The organism is Amycolatopsis sp. ATCC 39116 (assembly GCF_000231075.2).
GTDB classification, from domain to species: domain Bacteria; phylum Actinomycetota; class Actinomycetes; order Mycobacteriales; family Pseudonocardiaceae; genus Amycolatopsis_E; species Amycolatopsis_E tucumanensis.
Genome location: NZ_AFWY03000003.1, coordinates 233,352 through 255,574 on the forward strand (window position 1 = coordinate 233,352; position 22,223 = coordinate 255,574).

At 72.4% G+C, this 22,223-nt stretch carries 1 protein-coding gene (only partly in view); it reads left to right on the forward strand.

Annotated features, from left to right (window positions below):
• Positions 1 to 22,223, forward strand: partial view of an EndoU domain-containing protein gene (locus tag AMY39116_RS0305970; RefSeq protein ID WP_020416785.1) — the beginning only. 30,691 nt of this gene lie beyond the right edge of the window; the window shows 22,223 of its 52,914 coding nt (coding positions 1-22,223); it begins with the start codon at positions 1 to 3; the stop codon falls past the right edge of the window.

The window sequence follows — 22,223 nt, forward strand, 5'->3', positions numbered from 1 at the left end:
GTGAGCAGTCCCACGGATGACTGGACCGAAGCCTTCGCGAACGCGATGATGGATTTCGCCGGGCAGGTCGACGCCTACATCGACGCCTGGGAGAAGTTCCTCGGGGTCACCCTCGTCCCGGTCAAGACCACCACGCTCATCCGCGGGTTGTTCGGCGAGTACCCGAAGGGCGACCCGGACAAGATCGTCGAGGTCGTCAAGTTCTGGGCGGACCAGCAGCAGGCGACCTACGACTTCCAGATCGACGCGTCGAAGCTCACCGAGCGGATCCAGCAGCAGTACCACGGAGCCGCGCCGGCCGAGTTCGGCATGATGATGTCGCAGTTCAACACCACGGTGCTGCAGCTGGCCGAGGGCAGCCGTCAGATGATGGAGGCCAGCCAGCAGTTCCTGCAGACCGTGGTGCTGACGAAGAACAGCTACCAGCTCAACCTGGCGATGATGGCGTTCGAGCTGGGGCGAGCGCTGTTCCAGGCGCTGGCGACGTGGGGCGTCTCGCTGATCGAGATCCCGATCATCATCACCACGGTGTCGATCACCCTCCGGCGCCTGATCATGGAGGCGCTGGACGCGATCCGCAACATCGCGATCCGGGTCGCCCTCCGCGAGTTCACCTGGGCGGGTGCCCGGAGTGCGGCGATCCACGGGCTGATCGAGGGGCTCGAGCGCCTGGGCAGCGGCCTCGTCCACCTCGGGGCGGCGGCGGGACGGCGCGGGCTGGAAATCGTCACCCATCTCCCGCAGAACCTCAGGTTCACCAACATCGCCGGACGCCAGGCCGCCCGCGAGGTCCAGCAGAAGATCATCCGCCAGGCGCTGGAGAACGCGGCCGGCCGCCAGCTCGGTTTCCAGGAGCTCCGGCAGCTCGGCGGCGGCGCGGTGCAGCGGGAGATCGCCATCCAGCTCGGCCGCGGGTTCCGCGGCGAGGCGATCGCGGCGGGCGCCCGGGTGCCTGCCGCGATGCGCGGCGTGATCGACGACGCCGTCCGGCACACGCTCCGGGTCGAGGGCCTGACGGCCAGGCGGGTCGTCGGCGGCCGGGTGGTCGGTTACGGCCTGCGCAGCGCGGCGATCTACGGCGTCATCCCCGATGTGGTCGGGCAAGCCAAGACTTACTTCCAGCTGAAGGAGTACGGCAAGTTCGACAACGGCAAGCCGGTCAGCGGCGACTTCTCGTACAACGGCATGAGCACCCTGGGGGCGTTCGCCGGTGCCGCTCTCGGTGGTGCGCCACTGGGCCTGTCGACGAAACTGCCCGGCTACCTGGCCGCCGGCGCCCTCGGCGGGGCGGCCGGCCAGTTCGGCTCCGTGGCGTTCACCAACCCGGAAGCCTTCAAGGGGTTCGGCAAGAGCCTCGTGGAGTTCGCGAAGACCGGCGAGTGGAACGAATACGGGGTCGACAGCAAAGGGGACGTGGTGCCCGTCGGCGCGCAGCGCGGTGGCGCCGACAACCCGCTCGGCTGGGAGGCGATCAAACAGGCCGCGTGGGGTGGTGCGGTCGGTGGCGCCTGGGAGAAGTACATCGGCGAGGCGAGCTGGAAGGAAGCGGGGCTCAACCTCCAGGTCCTCAACACGAGTTTCCAGCACCTGACGACCCCCGACTTCACCCGGTTCGTCGCGCCGTCCCCCACGGCGACACCGTCGACGGTCGGCGCCTGGGGCGGGTACAGCGATCCCGGTGGCGCGGGCTCGGCCGGGGGTTCTGGTGGTTCCGGTTCCGCGGGGTCGCAGGGCGGCGGGAACACGGGCGCACGCGGCGGCGACACCGGGACGCGTGCGCAGACGTCGGGCCAGAGCGGCGGCACCACCCGGGGAGATTCCGGCAGTGGTCCGGGACGGCAGACCGACGGCGGCAACACGGCGCAGCGTTCCGGCGGTGCGGGTGCCGATGGCGGGCAACGTTCCGCGGGCGCGGGTGCCGACGGCGGGCGACGTTCCGGAGGCGAGGGTGCCGATGGCGGGCAGCGTTCCGGCGAGGCAGACAGCGGCCGCACCGCCAGTACCGCTGCGGACAACGGTTCCCAGGCGCAGCCAGGACGGCAGGTCGCCGCGGGCGCGGGCCCCGGCACGACGGCGCCCGAAGGCGCTTCCGGCGCGAACGCCAACGGTGACGGCCGTCCGGCGGACGCCGGCAGCCAGGGCGCGGATGCCGGCGGGCGGTCCGCCGACACCGGCGACCAGGCTGCGAACGCCGGCGGCCGGGACGGTGGGTCCGCGGATGCCGGCGGCCAGGGTTCCGGTGGCCGGGACGGCGGGTCAGCCGACAGCGGCAGTCAGGGCGCGAACGCCGGTGGTGAGGGCAGCGGGCCCGCGGGCGCCGGCCGCCAGGGCGCGGACACGGGCGGTCAGAACGACGGCCGGTCCGGCGACAGTCAGGGCGTGAACACCGGCGGCCAGGACGAAACCGGCCGCCAGGGCGACGACCGCACCGCTCCGGATCACGGCCGCACCACTGACGACCACCGCACGGCCGGCGAGGAGGAGACCGGCCTCAAGGTCACCGACCGGCGCGGGGCTGGTGACCACGTCCCCGGTCTGGACGAGCAGCGCCACCGCACGCCGGACGACCAGATCCCGGACAGCGAGCGCGAGCCCACCGGCCCCAAGACCAGCGACACCCGTGCGGCCCCGGACGAGGTTCCTGGCCTCGACGAGCACCGGACCCGGACGCCGGACGACCATATCCCCGACAGCGAACGGGAACCGGCGGCCGGCCTCAGGACCACCGACCACCGGTCCGAAGCGGCGGGCGTCCAGCGCTTCGCGAGTCCGCAGACGCCGGAGTCCACCACGGAGTGGCCCGACGCCGCGAAGTCCGTCGTGGCCCGGTTCCTGGAGGGGTTCCGGCCCGACGGTCACATCGAGCTGGACAAGAACACCGGCGTGTTCACCCTCACGTCGTCCGACGGCCAGGTCGTCCAGGTGCGGGTGGTGCTCGACAGCACCCTGCCCGCCGAGACGGTCGAGGTCCACGCGGGCCGGTTCGAGGGCGCCGTCCAGGTCGCTCCCGCGGTGCTCCACGTCTCTTCGCACGTCTCGCTCGACCGCGGGCAAGTGGTCAAGCGGCGGCTCATCCCGAAGTTCCGCCAGCCGCGCGAGTACGTCGAGGAGGTGTCGACCCTCGGCCGGAATGCCCACTTCGCGCTGAACCAGGCGATGGACCACCTGTTCGCGCAGTCGCCGGTGGTGCGGCCGGACTCGGTGTCCGCCGCGCACGGGCGGTCGGTTCCGCGCGGCGGTATGACTCGGCACCCCGAGGGGACGCACTGGCGCGCGCTGCCCCGCTCGCTGAGCGCCGGTGAGCCCCGGAGCGACGAGGTGACGACCGAGGACACCCTCGCCGGCGCGCTCCGCCACCGCCAGGAAAGCGCGTCCGTCCCCGGCTCCACCGCCTTGCCCGACCGCGGCCGCCTGCACGCCCTCACCGGGGACCCCGGCGAGGGCACCATGCTCGCCCACTTCGACGGCGGCACCCGCGTCGCGTTCGACGTCGGGCTGGACGGGCGTGTCCCGGCCGGCACGGTGCGTGTCGACCCCGGCTCCTGGCTGGTCGGCGCGGACGGCACGGCCCAGCAGGTGACCGAGGGGACCATCCTGATCGGCGAGGGCACCACGGCCGATCAGCTGGATTCCCTGCTGGACAACGGTTTGCGCACGCTCGCGCAGGGCGTGCCCGGGCTGGAGCAGCCGCACCGGGCGGTCGGCCTGCGGCAGATCCAGCAGGTGCCGACCGAACCGGTGCAGCGGACCGTGGGCACCCTACGCTCGGAGACGGCCGACCACAGCGCCGAGGTCGGCAACCGCATCGAGGACTACCTCCGCGGCCTCGGGCAAGCCGCCGCACCGACCACGGTGCTGACCCCGACCGCGCCGTCCCTCGGTGACGCGATGCCGGTGCGGCTCGACGGCGACCAGCCCGTCCTGCCCGGCAGGGCGGAGATCGGCGCCCGCACCGCGCGGGTGTTCTACGACGACGTCAACCTCGACGTCGCTCCGGTGGTGGACTCCCAGTTGCCGCCAGGCACCTACGTCGTCGTCCCGCCGCGCGTGTCCGCCGAAGGCGTGCAGGTGAGCCCCGCGCAGATCCGCATCTCCGGCCAGGCCCCCGGCGACACCGCGCAGCAGCGGTTCGTGGTGAACATGCTGATGCGCCAGGCGCTCGGCACTTTGCACGGCATGGTGCGCGGCCTCGGCGACCTCTCCGACGGCTCCGTCGCCGCGCACATGGATCCCGCGCTACGGCCGGTGGCGCACGCGGTGGCGACCTCGGTGCGGGGTGCGCGGCTCGTGCCGGATCCGCTGGCGCCGGAACCCGGTCCCGGTGAGGCGGTGCGGTATTCGGTGCGGATGCCCGAGCCCGCGACGTTCGCGCACGACACCACGGCGGTGCTGCAAGCGCTTTCCGACACCGGGCTCCGCCTCGACACCACCCGGCTCGCGTGGGACGGCGACGATCCCGGGGTGACGACCGAGTGGACCCGCACCGAGTCGGGGGAGCGGATCGTCCTCCGGTTCGAGACGCCCGATTCCGTGGCCGCGCGCGCCCACCTCGCCCGGCTGGACGACGCCTCGCCGCAGCAGCGGCAGGAGATCCTGGGCGCCGCGATCGCGCCGCACGGCGTCGACGAGATCGCGCTTCCGCAGGGAGCGGGAACCCGGCCCAACGCCTGGGACGCCCCGGACGTGGCCGATCACCCGAAGCGCCCGGACCTGGTCGCGATCAGCCTGTCCGCCGACGTCCGCGACCAGCTCGCGGACGACCACGGCCCGGCGGCGACGGATCCGCGCCGCCTGCGGGTCGCGGCCCGCTGGTTCGCCGAGGGCGCGGATCCGCGGACGGAGCTCGGCGCCCTCGCACGCGACGTGGCGCGACGGCCGGACTGGGTGCGCTGGAACGCCGACGAGAAACGCTGGTTCGTGCGGGGCGAGCGGGACGGCGTCGTTCTCAACCTCATTCTGGACGAGCACGGCAACATCCTGCGTGGCCAGCCCTCGCCGGGCCCGCACACCGAGGCGGGACGCCCGGCTCCCGGTGACGCGGGCCGCTGGCTCTCGCCGCTGGTGGCGGCGGTCGGCGCGGCCGAGGGCGCACTGCTCCTGCCCGAGGCCGCCGCGTCGCTGGCCGACCTGACAGCCGGACGCCCCATCCGGTACGTGGTGCACGTCAACGAGGCCGGCGACAGCCGGACGGTGCTCGACGCCTTGCAGGACAACGGTTTCCGCCGAACGGGGATGACGCCGGACGGCCGCGTCGCGATCACGCACCAGGACTCCGGTCAGGTCCTGCACCTGCGCTTCGAGGAGCCGGCGACCGCTTCCCCCGACGCGCGTGACACGGACGTGCCCGCGGTCGGCGAAGCGGTGCGGGCGGTGCCGGGCGCGGCGGTGACGACGGACGAGCCGCTGAGCTACACGATCACCCTCGCCGAGGACTCCTTCGCCGACGGCGCGCAAACGGTGATCGACGACCTCGCGCGGCGCGGGCTCACCCTGCGGGACGCCGACATCGCGTGGGGCCGCCGCGGTGACCACGGCTGGCGCACCACCTGGCGTACCCTGGGTGGCCGCTCGCTCACGATCCGCTTCACGACGCCCGAGGCGGTGGCGCACGCCGGGCGGGTGGCCGAGATCGACCGCCGGATCGCCGAACTCGGCCGCGCCGACGCCCTCCAGCGCCGGTGGCTCGCCGCGCGCAGGCTGGAGATCCTGCGGACCGCGCCGGTGCCCTCCGGCGCCGACCAGCTGCGTCTGCCGGAGAACCGGAGCGCCGGGGTCGTCGTGCACCAGAACCCCGGTCAGCCGGCGGTCGTCGTCCTCGACGGCGAGGGCAGGTCGGCACCGGACGAGCTGGCGCGGCGGGCCGCGGAACAGTTGCGTGCCGAGGACAGCCCGTGGTCCGGCGAGGACGTGCTCGTCACGGTCGCGGCCGACGTCCCGCGCGACGCGCTGACCGGCGACCCCCGGGTCTTCGCCCGCACGCTCGCCGACGAACTCGGCGCCGTGCTCGACGGGCCGGACGTGGCCGGCTCGCCGCGGATCCACGGGGTGACCCCCGAGGGCTGGTCCGACGTCGCCTATCCCGGAACGGTCTCCGTCGCGGACGACGTGGTCGCCGCCGTGGCGGCGGAAGTGGGTGATGACGCCGCGGACCGGGTGCGGGAGGCGCTGCTGTCGGTCGCCAGGGAGCCCGAAGAGATCCTCGCCACCGCCCGGGGTCTGTTCGGCGCCTTCGAGGTCCGGGGCGCCCACGACGGATTGCCGCTCACCGTCGTCGTCCGCGCCGACGGCTCGATCGAGTCCGCGCGGATGGTCACCGCGGCGCCGGCGCCGTCGTCCGAACTGGCCGGTGTGCTGCGGTGGTCCGCCGGCCTGGACGGTCACGTCGTCCGCGCTGACGCCCTGCGCGATCTCGTCGGCTCGCTGGAGCCGGAGCAGCAGGTCGAAGTGCTGCGCGCCGGGATCACCGGGCAGCAGCTGTTCGAGACCGGCCGTTACCAGCGTCACTGGGAGGGCAAGGGCTGGCCGTACACCGACTCGGCGCTGCTGCGGGTTGCCGAGAACGACGCGAAGGTCCTCAACGCTGCGGTCGCCGGACAGTCGTTGCCCGGGCTCGACGACCTGAACCACGTGGGGGGCAGGCAGGGGTCGTTGCGCGGCGGCGTGTTCGAAGGCCCCGACGGCCGCTGGTACGTGAAGGCGCCGGTCACCGTCGAACAGGCGGAGGTGGAGGTGCTCGCCGCATCCTTCTACCGCATGGTGGCGGACGAGGTGCGCACCGCGACCGGGATCGACGCCCCGGTGCCGGAGACCAGGCTCGTGCGACTGGACGGCCGCTTCGGGGAGAGCCGGCCCGTCGGTGTCGCGAGCCGCTGGGTGGACAACACCGGAGCGCTGACCGACTTCGCCGCCTTGGACGAGCAGCAGCAGCGGGTGTTCTGGGCGCTGTTCGGCGCGGATGCCTGGCTCGGCCACTCCGATCTGCGTGGCTTCGAGGGCAGCAACATCGTGATGACCGCGAAGGGGCCCATGCGGGTCGAGTTCGGCGGCACGATGACGCACGCCAACACCGGTGACCCGAAGAGCTCGATCGCCGGTCACCTCCCGTTCGGCGCAGTGGTGACCGAGGCGGAGCACCTCCGCTCGCCGGTGCGCAGCCCACAGACGGCCGAACTGTTCCGCGACATGCCCGCCGACCTGGAACGCGCCTCGGTGCGTGCGGTCACGTCGATCAGCGACGACGCGATCCGCCGGACCGTCCGTGGCATCATTTCGGACCCCGTCCTGGCCGGGCAGCTGGCCGAGATGGCGATCGCCCGCCGCGACGACCTCGCCGCCAGGTACCCGGACGGCACGACCGAGCCCGCGCGCGCCCCCGACACCGTGCGCGACGACCGGGAACCCGTCGACGTCGGTTTCCTGGAGCGCCTGGTCGTGGCCGAACGGGACGGTGGCGACTCAGCAGGGCCGATGCGCCAGTTCGCCGCCGGGAAGGTCGCCGCGTTCGCGGCCGCTAGCCTGGGCGTGCAGGGGCAGGTGACCCTCGTCCGGGTCGACGGTGAGCAGACCGGTGCGGTGCCCGCGCACTTCACGCTGCGGCGGGCCGACGGCACCGATGTCGCGGTGGTGCGGCTGCACGGCGACCTCGCGGCACTGCGTGCCGAGCTCGAAGTCGTGGGCCCCACCCTGCCGGTCGCACTCGTCGGGAAGGCGGCGCTGGGCGACGCCGTCGTCGGCATGGCCGTCGCGCCGCTCGTGGACGGCCGCACCGTGGCGGAGACGGTGGCCGCCTTCGCCGACGGCACCCGCCCGAACGGCTGGAACTCGCCCGAGGTGGCCAAGCATCCGCAGCGCCCTGACCTGTCCACGCTGCGCGTCGAGGAGGACCGGCGCCGACACATCTTCGAAGGCGACGAGACCGGCGGCGGGCACCGCTCTGGTCAGGGCGTGCCCAACAAGTCCGAGTTCCCGGCGCGGTGGGGCGAGGACCCGGCTGTCCTGGACATCATCCGGGCGATCGCCCGCCACCCCGACCGCGTCGAGTGGGACCCTGACCGGGGGCCGGCGTGGCGGCTCGAGGCCGAGCGGGACGGGGTGCTCGTCCGGGTCGTGGTGCTGCCGGGCGGGCAGATCAAGACCGCCTACCCGATCGACGGCCGCGGTGTCGTCAAGAACCCGGCGGGGCCGCCGCGGCACGCCACACCGGCCAGCATCCTGCCCAAGACGCTCGACAAGCTCCTGAAGCGGCGCGGGCCGGCGAGCCGGGCGCCGGGAGTGACCCTGTTCCCCGAGGCCTGGACCCGGGAACCGGGCGGTATCGAGGGCGTCCTGACGCGGATCACCGACGAGGCGCTCCTGGCGGGGAACTTCGAACCGGCGCCGGGATCGGATGACCGGGACGTCGTGCACGCGCACTACGCTGGCGTCGACGTCGAGATCTTCATCGACCAGCAGAACAGGATCCGCGACGCCGTGCCGGACGCCGACGCGCCGGGCGTCCGGACGAATCCGCCGAGGGGAGAGGGTGGAAGCGGTGGCGCTGTCCGAGGACGAGGTGGCCGCGCTGATGGCGAAGCTGCCGGAACGGCTGGCCGACCGGATTCCGCCGGACAGGCTGCGGACGGTGCGGCAGGACCGCGACGCGGGGGAGTGGCTGGAGACCGCACAGGTGCTGATCGGGACGCTGGCGCGGACGGACAGGCCGGTGTCGACCCGGGAACGGGCACAGCTGCGGGAACTGCTGCGGACGTTCGCGAAGCCGGGACAGCCGGAGTGGCTGGCGACGACGCTGGACGGGTTGCGCAGGGCGCTGACCGGGCTGCCCGAGGTGACCAGCCTGAGCGAGCCGCAGATCGCGGAGAAGGCGAAGACCCTACGGGCGACGTTCGGCGAGCGGATTCCGGAGACGGACCGCTGGGAACTGGAGGACGCCGAGGACGAACAGGACTGGGAGGACCTGACGCAGGCGACGGTACGGTTGCTGTCGCGGCACCGGATCCCGGTGACGGCGGCGGAACGCCGGACCCTGTGGCTGCTGCTGGACGCGATGGATCTGTCCCGGGAGGGACTGCTGGCGATCCCGGAGCGCTGATCGCGGACGCCCGTGCCGTCACCGACCTCGCCGACGGCACGCGGCAGGCGCTGGCCGACTTCGGCAAGCCCGGCGCCCAGGCGATCGCCGACGCGCTTGGCGTGCCGCTGTCCACAGTGGAGGCCCGGTTCGACGAGCTGGCGGCGACGGCGTTCGCACTGGGGGAGCAGGGCATCGCCCGCGCGTTCCCCGGAGATGACGCCGCTCGGGAGCGGCTAGCACCGTACGTGACCGCGGCGAGCGTGTACGACGCGGAGGCCGGCCGCGTCGGTGTCCGGCTCGGCGTACCGGCGGCTGACGTGGTCACCGAACTCGCCCGGGGTGTCATCGCCTCGCTGAGACCGACGACCCTGGCCGAGGACGTCCGCGGTCTCGACTCCCGCGACCCAACCGAGGTCCGGCGATTGACGGCCCGGCGCCGGGCGGCGGAGCACCGTGTCGTGATGGCCTGGCTCGACAGTTTCGACGGTCCGCGGCGCGAGGTGCTCGCGGACGTGCGGGCCCGGGAAGGTCGAGTGCTCGGCGCCGCGCCCCAGCTCGGATTCCATGACCGGATCGACCACGTCGGCGAGGTGCTGTCGGCGGCGGACGGCAGACGCGCGATGCCCGAGCCGAACCTGGGTGCCGAGCAGCGCGCCGGGCGCGTGCTGCAGGTGGCGCTGCCGCGCTCCTCGTCGATCTTCGTGACGGCACCCGACCAGAACGGGATGGCCGATGCGGTCGAACGAGCGCTCGCCGGCGCCGGCGTGCACGCCGACCGCGAGGCCCATGGCGCGACCACGACCTGGACGCTGACGGACCGAGGCGTCTCGTGGCGGTTGGCGGTTCGCGTGGACCCGGACGCCACCGAGCCCGCGGTGACGGTGCCGCCGCCACGGTTCGATGGTGCGCGCTGGGTCCAGGACCCGGTGACGGTTCTGGTCCCTCAGGTGCCGGTGCATCCGATGTGGCAGGCCGAGGTGGCCGAAGCGCTGGTCCAGGCGCTCCTGACGCGGGTGCCTCCCGCCATCCGCGGGCTCGCTAAAAACGTGGCGTCCACCGGGTGGCCGGCGCTGGCCACCCGGGAGATCACCGCGCCCGAATCCGGCACGGCCGCGGCCGACCCGTCCGTGGTGCTGGCGGTCGACCCGGCACTGGTGTTCCACACCCTGGACGGCACCGTGGCACTCGATGTCGCCCCGGTGTTGCCTTGGCTGACCACGTCGGCCGACCCGGCGCTCGTGGCCGCCATTATCAACGGCACACTGGACGACACCGGCGCCCGCGACGTCACCTTCGACGGCACCACGGTGTCCGGGGTCTTCGGTCCAGAGGGGTTCGGGTTCACCGTCCGGGTCGACCCCCGGGCAACCCACCCGTCCGTGACGCTGCCGGTCGTCCGGTTGCGCGTCGATCCAGCCGCGGACCCGGCGACCCGGCTGCGGGACGGCCGCTGGGAGCAGTCACACGCCGTCGAGATCGTGCTGCCCCCGGTTGCGGTGGATCCGGTCTCCCGGCACCCGATGGTGGTGTCCGCGCTGCGGGACGCGCAGTCCAAGGCCGGTCAGCCCGTGAAGCGGGTCATCGAGAACCTGCGGCAGGATGACCTGCCGTCCCTGACGGACCTTTCCTCGAACGCCCATTCCCGCGCCGCCGTGGCGGTCGAGCCGCCCCGGGGTGAGCAGACCGTCGTGACGCTGCCGGGACGCGAGCGGGACGTGCCGGTGCGGCTGGATGGCGGGTCGTGGCGCACCAGCACCACGGACGTGCACCGGATCGAGAGCACGCTCCTGGACATGCTCACCGGCGCGTACTGGGCCGGCGATGTCCGCCCCGACCCGGACGGTGACGGGACGACGTGGCTGCTCGTGGCTCGCGACGCCGGACCGGTGATCCGGTTCCGCGTGCGGGTCGATCCGGCCGCCACCGCTGCCCGGGTCGTGCAGCCGGGCCTGGAGCTTCGCGCCGACGTCACAGCCGCGGCGGAGGGCGGTTCGTGGGCGCGGCTGGCCGGCGGACGCTGGGTGCAGGACGGCGTCGCCGAGGTCGTGGTGCCCCCCATGCCCGTCGAACCGTCCTGGCAGCGCCGCGCGCTGGTCCCCGTCGCCGTCGCCCTGGGCGTCACCCTGCCGGAAGCCCTGCGCTCCTCCGTAGAGGACCTCCGGGGGCGGTGGGCGGTGACTCTGCCCGACCTCGCCCACCTCGCCACCGAACCTCTCGCCGGCACGGCGACGGTCGCGCCGCCGGCACCGGCCTCGACCGCTGTGCTGGCGACCGGGCCGTCGGAGATGGGGCTGCCGTCCTCCGCCGTGGATCCCACCGCCGATCCGGACGGGGTCGTCCGTGCCGTGCACGAGGCGTTCGCCGCCGTCGGCGTCGGCACATCTGTCGACGGTGTGGCGATCGGCATCGTGCGTGCCGACGGGTTGCGCTGGCAGTACCAGGTGCGTGTCGATCCGGACGCGTCCGCGCCGCGGGTGCACGTCCCGGCCATCGAACTGCACCTCGGCCACAGCTCGATGGCCGGCCACGGCCGTTCCGGCAGCCGCGTCGCGGACGGCCGCTGGATCCAAGCGGCCCCCGTGGAGCTCGCCGTGCCGCCGACGACGGACGCGGCGGCGCTCACCGAACTGGCCACTGCGACGGTCGAACTGGTGAACGGCCACATCCGCGGCGACGTGCGGTTCCTGGACAGCGCGCTGACCGGGGAACCGCCACTCCCGCACCCCGGTGACCTCGTCCCGTCCCCGTACCCGGTCGTGACGTCCCCGACCGCGTTGCGCGCGGAAATCGGGGCCTTCGCCAAGCAGGGCAGTGAGGCGGTCGCCGAAGCCCTCGGGGTGACAGTGGTCGAGGTCGAGCGCCGCATCGACGAGAAGCTCGCGTCGGTCTTCGACCTCACGCCGCGCGGAATCGTCCGCGCGTTCGGCGGTGACCGGGAGGCCTGGGACCGCCTCACGCCGTACCTCGACTCGGCGGCGGTCTACGACTGGGCGTCGGGCCGGGTCGGCCTCGCGGCCGGCGCGGCGCTGGACGTCGTCGCGGCCGGCCTGGTGAAGGAAGTCGTCACCTCGTTCCGCGAATCCCCCGCCGAAGCCGCCCACAATTCCGCCGGCTCCCCGGCCGACCTGCTGCTCGACCGTGAGATCGCCGACCACCAGGCGGTGCTGGCCTGGATCCGGTCCCTCGACGCACCGCTCAGCGCCGAGCTGGCGGAGGTGCGGACCTGGACGCCGGAGCTGCTGACGGAGGTCCTGCGATGGCGGTATCCGTCCACAGTGGACCACGTCGACCGGTTCACCACGGCGATCCGCGAGGGCAAGCCCGTGGTCGAGCCGAGCCTGGGCGGGGAACGCACGACGAGGCAGGCGCTCGCCGAAGCCGTCCACGATCGGCTGCCCGGCGCTGTCGCCGAAGTAGAGGCTCACCCGTCGGGCGTGACGATCCGGGTGTCGACGGCCGACCGTGACACCACCATCGTCGTCCGGGAGGGCTCCGGCAGGGTCGATCTCCCGGCGCTGCGGGCTCGGCTGGCCGACGCCGGGGCGGACCGCGGCGAGGTCGCACTGGAGCTGCCGCTGGCTCGGCTGGGAGACCTGGTCGTGCCGGTTCTCGGCGACATCGCCGCCACTCTCGCCGGCCCAGAGGCGTCAGCCGGGGAGTCCGGTGCCGCGGCGACCACGGCCGCCGGCATCGCGGCCCAGGGCATCGGCCAGGCCGATCTCGAAGAGATCGTCCGTCGCGGGATTTCGCGCGCCGGGCTGTCCGAATACGTCCCGGACCTCGTCCTCATGCCCATCGCTCCGCATGGCGTCGCAGTGGCGGGAACGGACGCCGCGGGTCGGAGGTTCCGGTTGGTCATCACCGCCCCGTTCGGGAATGACCCGGCGCTGCGGCTGCACACGGGCGATCCCGCAGTCCACCGGCTCGAGCTGTCACCGTTGTTGCTGGCTCCGGGCAGGCGGGAGCGCGAGGTCGCGCTGGCCCTGCACGCGGTGGTCGCGTACCGGGCGCTGCTGACCGGCGAGGGTGGTTTTCCGGCACCGGGCGAGCGAGGCCCGCAAGTCCCCGCCGGGTGGATTTCCGCGTGGGATCTGGGGCAGGTTCTCGAGGAGGCGGCACAGAACATCGCGGCGGCGGCGCAGTTCTTCCGCACAATCAAACAAATCGGGGGACGCCAGTCGCCGACCGACCGCTGGTCTGCGCGCTACCTCGCTCGCGCGATCGAGAACACGAGCTCGACGCTGATGGCGCCGACCCACGAGAAGGATCTCGTGAGCTTGACCGAGGAAGTCCAAAGCACGCACAGCAACATGGTGTTCCTCGACGAGTGGCTGCACCACGAGGAGCCGAACCTCGTCACACGGGCGCACCCGGCTCCGGCTTCGTCGTTGCTCGAGACCCTGCGCGGACAGCAGGCCTTCACCACCTGGATGCGCGAGATCGGCGGGCCCCTCGACCGCCGCTACCTGAGCCGGTTGCCGGCACGGGGCACGTTCGCGCAGGCGCACCTGGTCGCCGCGCTAGGACGGCACATCGGCCCCGAGGAGAACGCCCGTTGGATCCCGGCGGCGCAGAAGCTCCTGCCGGTGGGTCCGGGCACACCGTCCTACGAGGACGGTGTGTCGGTCGTTGACCTGGTGGACCTCGCCACTGCCGTGTACGGGCCCGGCACCGAAGTGGCTCTCGTGTCCAGGATCCTGACTGCGGTCGACGACGCGTTGCGCGTGACGGGGTTGACGGATGCGGAGCGCGAGGCACTGACGGAAGTCGCGAAACGGGTGGAGCGGCTCGACGACGCGGTGCACGACGCCGAGCGTGGCCAGATCGATCCGGTCGCGAACGCGTTGTCGGACCTGCGCGAGAGTCTGCGGCACCTCGCCGTCTTCGGCATCGATGTCTCGTCGCCGACCTGGACCTCGCCGGCCGCGCACAGCACGGGCGCCGAAGTTTTCCTGCCTCCCGCGCCACCGAAGCCCGCCATGGGCGAGAACCTCATGGGCGGCGGTTCCGGTCAATGGGGCTCGGAGCGGCCCACTGTGTGGTCCCAGGGGTTCAAGGCACTCGGAAGGGCCATCGTGCTCGGCGGTCTGGCGCGGGGAATGCCTGCCGCCGCCGGGATGTTGCGTCACTACCTCAGCAACTCCGGGCAGGACTTCGTGGTCCAGCCCGATGTCCTGTTGCGCGAGATCCCTGGTTTGCGTGAGCGCGTGACGCAGCGCGTGCGGTTCGAGGCGCTCCGGCTCGCCCAGGCCGCCGAAGCGCGTGATGAGGGCGGGACGTACACGTTCTCGACGCGCTGGTGGCGCTACGAGCCTGGATCGACCGGAGCCAGCAATGACTGGTTCCACGCGGTCGGCACGTTCTACTACGCCGTCACCGGAGTCGTGACCGTCGGCCCGAGCCCCACGGGCGGACGCCCCCAGGTGCAGGTGGAGTACCAGGTCCACGTGTACGACCGGTACAGCTGGCACGCCGGACCGGGTCTCACCCTCACCAAGTTCAACATTCCGCCCGCGTTGTGGGGTCGCGTCGCAGGCACCAAACTGGGACGGCTGCTCGAACGAGCGAACGATCCTGGTCGCCTGTTCCAGGTCGGGCCCTTCCCGCAGGGGCTGGTCCACGTTCAAGACGAGGCGTGGCAAACCCTGCATCGCGCGGGCCTGGCGCGGGAGTTCGACATCGTCGGCTCGACGGGGCGAAAGGTCCACCACGGGACGATGGCGTCGCTGTACGACCTGGAGGTGCCTGCCGGACGCGTGCCCTCCCGCTGGGACCGCCTGCTGGACGGCGTGCTGCGCCCCGTCCTGCCCCACGCCCTCGAGCCGGAGAAGGTCGAGCAGGTCGCAGGCACGTGGATCCACTACGCCGCTTCCGAAGACGGAACCGCGGCCACGTGGATCCGGTTCGACGCGCCGTCGCGATCCGTGCTCGTCAGCCGTCCCGGTGACGACCCGGACGGCGAATGGACCGCACGGCTGCACTGGGACGAGGCAGAGCGAGCGTACGTCGGCGACGCCGGCCGGATCGAGCTGCTCCTCGACGGCACGCGGACGAACGGCCTCGACGGAGTGGCAGACACCTTGCGGGTCCGGTTCGCGGACGGGTTGCGGGGCACTCTCGCGTTCCAGGGCGTCCACACCCCTGATCAGCTCCGGGTGAACGGGCATCCGGCGCACTCGGGAATCGTCGGCGTGCGTGACGCCGTCACCGAAGACGTGGTCGCCCGGTACGAGATTCGCGACGATTGGCGACGGCAGGAGCCGGTGCGCATCCCGGGGCGCGACGTCGCGCTGACGTCCGAGCTGCCCGGTGGCGCTCCCACCACCAGCGATGCCGGGGCCGTCGAAGTCACGGTCGCCGAGTTGTTCGGGGAGGGTGTGCCGGATGTCGAAAGCGCACGCCGGATCCCGGATCCCTCCGGTTCCGGTGTGCTCTGGCTCGTCCGGCTGACCGGCGGTTCCGAGTTCGCGCTGCGCGTCACGTCCGAGACAACGCATACCGGCGCCTGGCTGCACGTCGCTCCGCTGAGCGTGTCCAAGCGGGTGGAGCAGCTCATTCCGATGGAACTCGCCGTTCCCGCACTCCCCGCCGACGGCGGCGCACGGCGCGCCGTGCTCGGGCGGATCCTGCAACAGGCGGTGGACTTGCTGCCGCAGGCCCTCGATTCGATGCTCGCGGCGGTCGCCGAAGCCAAGGGACCGGAGTTGGCGGAGCCCGGTGACCTCGTCCCGGAGGTGATCCGCGAACAAGACGGCGAGCGGACGGGCCTCCGCGAGTGGACGCTCCGGCGGTGGCGGCTCGACGAGATCTTGATCGGGCAGGCACGTGGGCGGAAGCAACCGCCGCAAGACCTCGAGATCGTCTACGCCGGGACCCGGCCGCGCACTCCGCTCTACGTCGCCACCACTGACCTGAGCCCGCGTGCACTGGACTCCCACCGAACTCTGCTGACCAAGTCCCCGCTCGTGTCGACCGCCGACCTCGCGAACGCTGTGGCGGTCGCGACGGCCGATGAGGTGGAGACGGTTTGGATCTACGAGCACCACGCCGGCGGGGGCGAGGCGGAAACCGATGACGCGACGGGGGAGACGCGCATCCGGCACGACCGGGTCCCGATCGAGGAGATCGCCGGCTGGTGGGAGATCACCCGGCGATCCGGCCGGTTCCTGGAACAGGTCACCTGGTACGAGAATCCCCGCTTCCGGGGGGTGCCCGGTCCCGCTGAAGCCGTGGTGGACACCCTCGACTACGGCGCCCGGCGAGACTTGTCCACGTTCGCGAAGCAGAACGTCGAGAAGCTGGCCGACGCACTGGGCATACCGGCCGAGGAGGTCGAGCGGCGGATCGACGAGAAGCTTGCTTCGTCGTTCGAGTTGAGCGAAAGCGGGTTGGCGGAAGCGTTCCCGGACGACGAGGCCGCACGGACCCGTCTGTCGCCCTACCTGGACTCGGCGGCGGTGTACGACTGGGGGACGGGCCGCGTCGGTCTGCGGCCGGGGACCCCGCTCGCCGTGATGGCGACGGGTCTGGTGAAGGAAGTCGTCACCTCGTTCCGGACGGTGCCGACGGCTCTGGACGGTTCACCCGCGGACGTGCTGATGCGGCGGGAGGTCCAGGATCACCTGGTCGTGCTGCGCTGGGTCAAGGCACTGAAGGGAGCGTTGCCGGACGAGCTGGCGGAGGTGCGGACCTGGACGCCGGAGCTGCTGACCGAGGTGCTGCAGTGGCGGTATCCGTCCACCGTCGACCATGTCGACCGGTTCACCACCGCGATCCGGGAAGGTTCTCCGGTCGTCGAGCCGAGTCTCGGACGGGATCGGAGCGTCGCGCAGGCTGTCGCCGCAGCCGTCACCGACGGCATGGCCGGCGTCCGCGCGCGCGTGTTCGATCTGGTGGACAAGCCGGCGGTCGGCCTGCTCCTCGACGTCGCGATGGGCGACGTGAGCTTCACCATGGTCGTGCGCGACGGAATCGCGGCCAGGCCATCCCGGTCTGCTGACGCGACGAACACCTTCGAGGCCTCGTTGCCGCTCGCGAAGCTCGGCGAGCTGTCGTCGCCGCTGTTGGGCGAGATGATCGCCGACCTCATGAAGATCGAGTTCGGGCAGGACCAGACGAGCGGCGCTCCGGTTGCCGCCGAGCGGACACGGGGAGCGGAACCGGGGCAGACCCGCGAGTCGTGGGACGGGGTGGTCCGGAGCGGCCTGGGCAAGGCTCGCCTCGACGGGTTCCTCCGCGGCGTCGAGATCGTGCACAGCCCGCCCACGGTCACGATCACCGGTGTCGACCGGGCCGGTCGTGAGTTCGCACTGCGGATCAGCTCGGAAGCGGAACTCGCTGAGCCGCGGTTGCGGTTGTCGACCGGCGACCCGTCGACCCACCTGCTCGACCTGCCGACCGCGATGGACCGTGCGGACCAGGAGCGGGCGATCGCGGACGCCTTGCGGGCGATGACCGCGTACCGGGCGCTGACCGCCGGGACCGAGGACATTCCGCCACCGGGACGGGACAGTGCGCGGGGCTGGATCGACAACGACGACTTCGAACAGCTTCTGCGGGACGTCGCGGATGCCGTCGAGCGGTCCTACGGCTACCTGGACCGGACCAGGGACCCGTCGGACGCGCTGCACATCTCCGAGCAGTACCGGACGCATTCGGGCGCGGTGGCGCTCGCGCGTGGCTGGCCCGAGCTGCACGGGCCGCGACGGTCCTTCGCGCCGGCCGAGGGAATCTCGGCCCTGCACGACAACATGGTGCGGGCCGCGGAGTGGTTCCTCCGCTACGCGCCGGAACTGACCGTGCGCGCGAACGCGTTCCCGGGCGTTTCGATGCTCGAGCACCTGCGCACCCAGCGCGCTCTGATGTCCTGGATGGACACGACCGGCGGTCCGCTCGACCGGCGGTTCCTGGACCGTGTTCCCGCTCGCGGCGAACTCGCGCGGCTGCACCTGGTTGCCGCACTGGGCAGGCACATCGGCCCCGAGCTGTCCGCCAAGTGGCACCTCGTCGCGATGCAGCTGTTGCCCACGGGAACGTCGGCTCCGGCGTTCCTCGACGGGGTTTCGCTGGGCGACCTCCTCGACATCACCGCTGCGGTGCATGGAGCGGGCGGGGGAACGGACCTGACGGGCAGGGTGCTCACCGCCGCCGCACGTGCGGCGGAGCAGCCCGGCCGCACCACCGAAGCGCGCGCGGCGCTGGACGCGGTCGTGGCGGACGCCCGTGCTCTCGACAATGCGCTCGCCGAGGCTGAGCCCGGCGAAATCGGCACGGTGGCCCATGCGCTCGCACGGCTGCGCGACAGCCTGCTCACGCTCGGGATGCACGGCGTGGACGTGTCGACCCCGGATTGGGTGGCACCGGCACAAGGGGACGGTAGTGCCGGCCCCGTCCTGCCCGGCCGCCCCGCCAAGCCCGCGCCGGGTGCCAACATGATGGGCGGCGGCTCGGGCCTTTGGAACAGTGAGACGCCGAGTCTTCGGGCGTACCGGACCAAGGCCCTCGGGTACGCCATCGTCCTTGGCGGGTTGCTGACCGGCAGGCCAGTCGCCGCGGGGATGATGCGTCACTTCCTCGGCAACACCGGCGAGGATTTCATCGTCGAGCCCGACCGTCTCCTCCGGGACATCCCGCAACTGCGCGAGAACGCGGCGGCCCAAGTGCGCTACGAGGCGCTCCGCCTCGCCCAGGCCGCGGAGGCACGAGGCGAGACAGGCAGGTTCACGTTCTCGTCGGGGTGGCAGCGGTTCGACACGGTCACCGTCGCGGAGCAGAGCCAGGACTGGTACCTGGGTGTCGGCACGTTCTACTACGCGGTGAGCGGGTCCGTCACCGTCGTGCCGGGTGCCGACGGTGCTCGCCCGGACGTCCGGGTTGACTACCAGGTGCACGTCTACGACCGGTACAACTGGCATCCGGGGCCGGGGCTTCCGGTCGGTCCGTTCGTGATCCCCGACGCCAGCTGGCAGGTCCTCCACCGCAGTGGTCTGGCCCGGGAGTTCGACATCGTCGGCTCCACCCCGCGGAAGGTCCACACGGGATCGATCGCGTCGCTGTACGACCTCGAGGTGCCCACGCCCGGAAAGCGCCTGTGGGAGCGGATGCTCGACGGCGCCACCACGCTCGCCGTGCACCACGTGCCTGAACCGGTGGCGGTGGACCGGTTGTCCGGGCGGTGGTTGTACTACTCGTCCCCTGGCCACGACGCCGGTATCGTCTGGATTCAGCCGGATCCCACGACCGGGTCGCTCGTGGTCAGTGTGCCCGGGGCCGAGGACGGCGCCCCCGGCTGGGACGCGCGGCTGACGTGGAACACCGCGGAGGGCGCCTACGTCGGTGATCACGGTCGAGTCGAGCTCTTGATCGACGGCGTGAGGACGGACGGGCGCTCCGGTGTCGCCGACGCGGTGCGCGTGACCCGTCCTGACGGCACGATCGACACCCTCGGGTTCCAGGGTCTCTACTCACCGGAGGCCGACACCAGGAGCGAGCACCCGGTGCGGTCCGCCCTCGTCCCTGAGATGGGCAGGGCGGCCAGGACCGCGGTGATGCGGTTCGCGAGCAACGGCTCGGTGCGGCTGCCCGGGCGCGCTCTCGCGTTGTCGGAGGTCTGGCCGCGAGGCGAGAGCACCGCGGACCCGGCGGCGATCGACTCGACCCTCGCGGAGTTGTTCGCCGAGGGGGTGGCGGGCGTGGAGTCGGTGCGTACCGTGCCGGACCCCGGTGACGACGGCGTTCTCTGGCTCGTCACGACTACGGGCGGTCTCGAATTCGCGCTGCGGTTCCGGGCCGACGACCAGCTGACCGGGCCGTGGCTGCAGGTCGGCGCGCTCCGGGTCGGCGACCGGATCGAGCAGGAAGCACCGATCGAGGTCGTCACGCCGGGTGTGCCAGTCGACGGCGCCGCCCGGCGGATCGCATTGGAACTCGTGCTCCGCCAGGGGCTCGACATGGTGCCGCGCACCATCGACGCGATGACCGGTCCCGTCATCGCCGCGGTCCCCGAGCACCGCCGACCGGTTCCCGGCCGGCTCGTGCCGGACGAGATCGCCGGCGAGAGCCGCCGCGGGTCCCGAGCGCGGGTGTGGGAACTGAACCGCGCACTGGCCCAGCACGAACAAGGCGCGACGCGTGAGCGCGGTACCGTCGCTCCTCGCCCCGGCGATCCGTTGCCAGCCAACCTGCGGACGGTGCCGCTGAGCGATCCCGGTGGTGAGCCGGTCCCGGGCGCCCAGCGCACCCGGCTGCATCCCCAGGCTCCGGTCTATCACGTGAGTACGCTCAGCCCCGCCGAAGTGGCGGCCCGCGGTGGAATCACCGCTGTGAACCGCGGCCGGACGCCCACCGCTGCGGACGTCCGCGGGCTGGATGGCGGCGAGACGCCGTGGCACCTGGTCGTGTCCGGCGGCGACCTCGTGGCCGCGCTGCGGATCCTGGGTTCGCGAAGCGGGTGGATCTACGAACATCACGCTCCGGGTGGTCTCGACGTCGACGCCACCAACGCCCTCCAGGGGAACGAAGCGACGGAGCAGAACCTCGTTCTGCACTCCGGTGTTCCGCTGAGCGAGATCTCCGGCTGGTGGCAGGTCAGCCGGGACCTCGCGGACGAGATCGAATCCGTCACGTGGTTGCCGAACCCGGACTTCCACGGCGTGCGGACACCGGCCGAGACCGTGGTCGGGACCCTGGACGCGGGGGCGCGCCAGGACATCGCCGACTTCGCGAAGCGGGATCTCCGGGCGCTGGCCGACGTGCTGGGTGTGTCGATCGCCGAGCTGGAGCGGCGGATCGAGGAGAAGGCCGTTTCGGCGTTCGAGCTGACCGATGACGGTCTGGCTGCGGAGTTCGTCTCCGACGGCGCGGCGTACGAGCGGTTGTCGCCGTACGTCGGTGCGGCGGCGGTGTACGACTGGGCATCGGGCCGGGTGGGGTTGCGACCGGGCGACCCGCTCGCGGTGATGGCGACGGGCTTGGTGAAGGAGGTCATCACCTCCTTCCGCCCCGACCCCGCAGTGGCCGCGGCGGAGTTCGAGGGATCGCCGGCGGACTTGATGTTGCAGCGCGAGATCGAGGACCACCTCGCTCTGCTGGAGTGGGTGCGGGGGTTGCAGGGAGCGTTGCCTGCGGAGCTGGCGGAGGTGCGGACCTGGACGCCGGAGCTGTTGACCGAGGTCCTGCGGTGGCGGTACCCGTCCACAACGGACCACGTCGATCGCTTCACACTCGCCCTGAGCCGGGGAGAGCCGATCGTCGAGCCGAGTCTGGGGCGTGACGAGGACCTCTGGCTGCTGCGGATGGCGGAGAACCGTCTGCCGGCGGAGCTCGGAGCCCCGGTCCACGTGAGTGCGCACGTCGACGGGGATCGCGTGGCGGTGCGAGTGCACTACCGCGGGCAGCGCACCGCGACGGTGTTCCTGCAGCCCATCGCGCCCGCCGAAGAGCTGGCTGAGCAGGTCCGGCTTGTCGAGGAGCGGTTCGGGACCGAGCCACCGGCAACCGGAGTCGTCGAGGACGTGACGACTGCTCTCGCCCGGCTGGGAGTGCGGGACGGCTCGTTCATGCTGACCGAACACACCGACGGGGCCGACCTGACGGTGCGCGACCGCGCCGGCGGGACGCACCGGGTCGAGATCCGGTCCGGGGACGACGCCGACGTCTTCGCCATCTCCTCACCCGGTGGATCGAACCAGGTGGTGGTCTCGGAGTGGGCCGGGGACGGCAGCCGGGCGGACCGGATCGCGGACGCGCTGCGCCAGATCGTGGAGTCGACCGCGCGTGTCGTCGACGTGGATGAGGTGGTGCCCCCGGCCGAAGGGAACGCGGATGACCAGTGGCTGTTGACGATGGCCCTGGACGGTGCCCCGGCCGGCCGGGGCACTCCGGTGCACGTGATGGCGCGGGTCCGCAACGGCCTGGTGCTGGTCCAGCTGTACTACGCCGACGGCTCGATCCAGTCCGTCCACCTGTCGCCCCGCGCGCCGGCGGAGGACATCACGGAGCAGGTCCGGCGCATCGAGGAGCGGTTTGGCACGAACCTGCCTTCCGGACTCACCGCGGCGCCCGAGCTGGTGAGCACCGGCGAGATCGCGGCCGCGATGCGCGAGCTGGGGTGGAGCGACTCCGAGTTCACCGTGGTGCGAGAAGCGGACGGCAT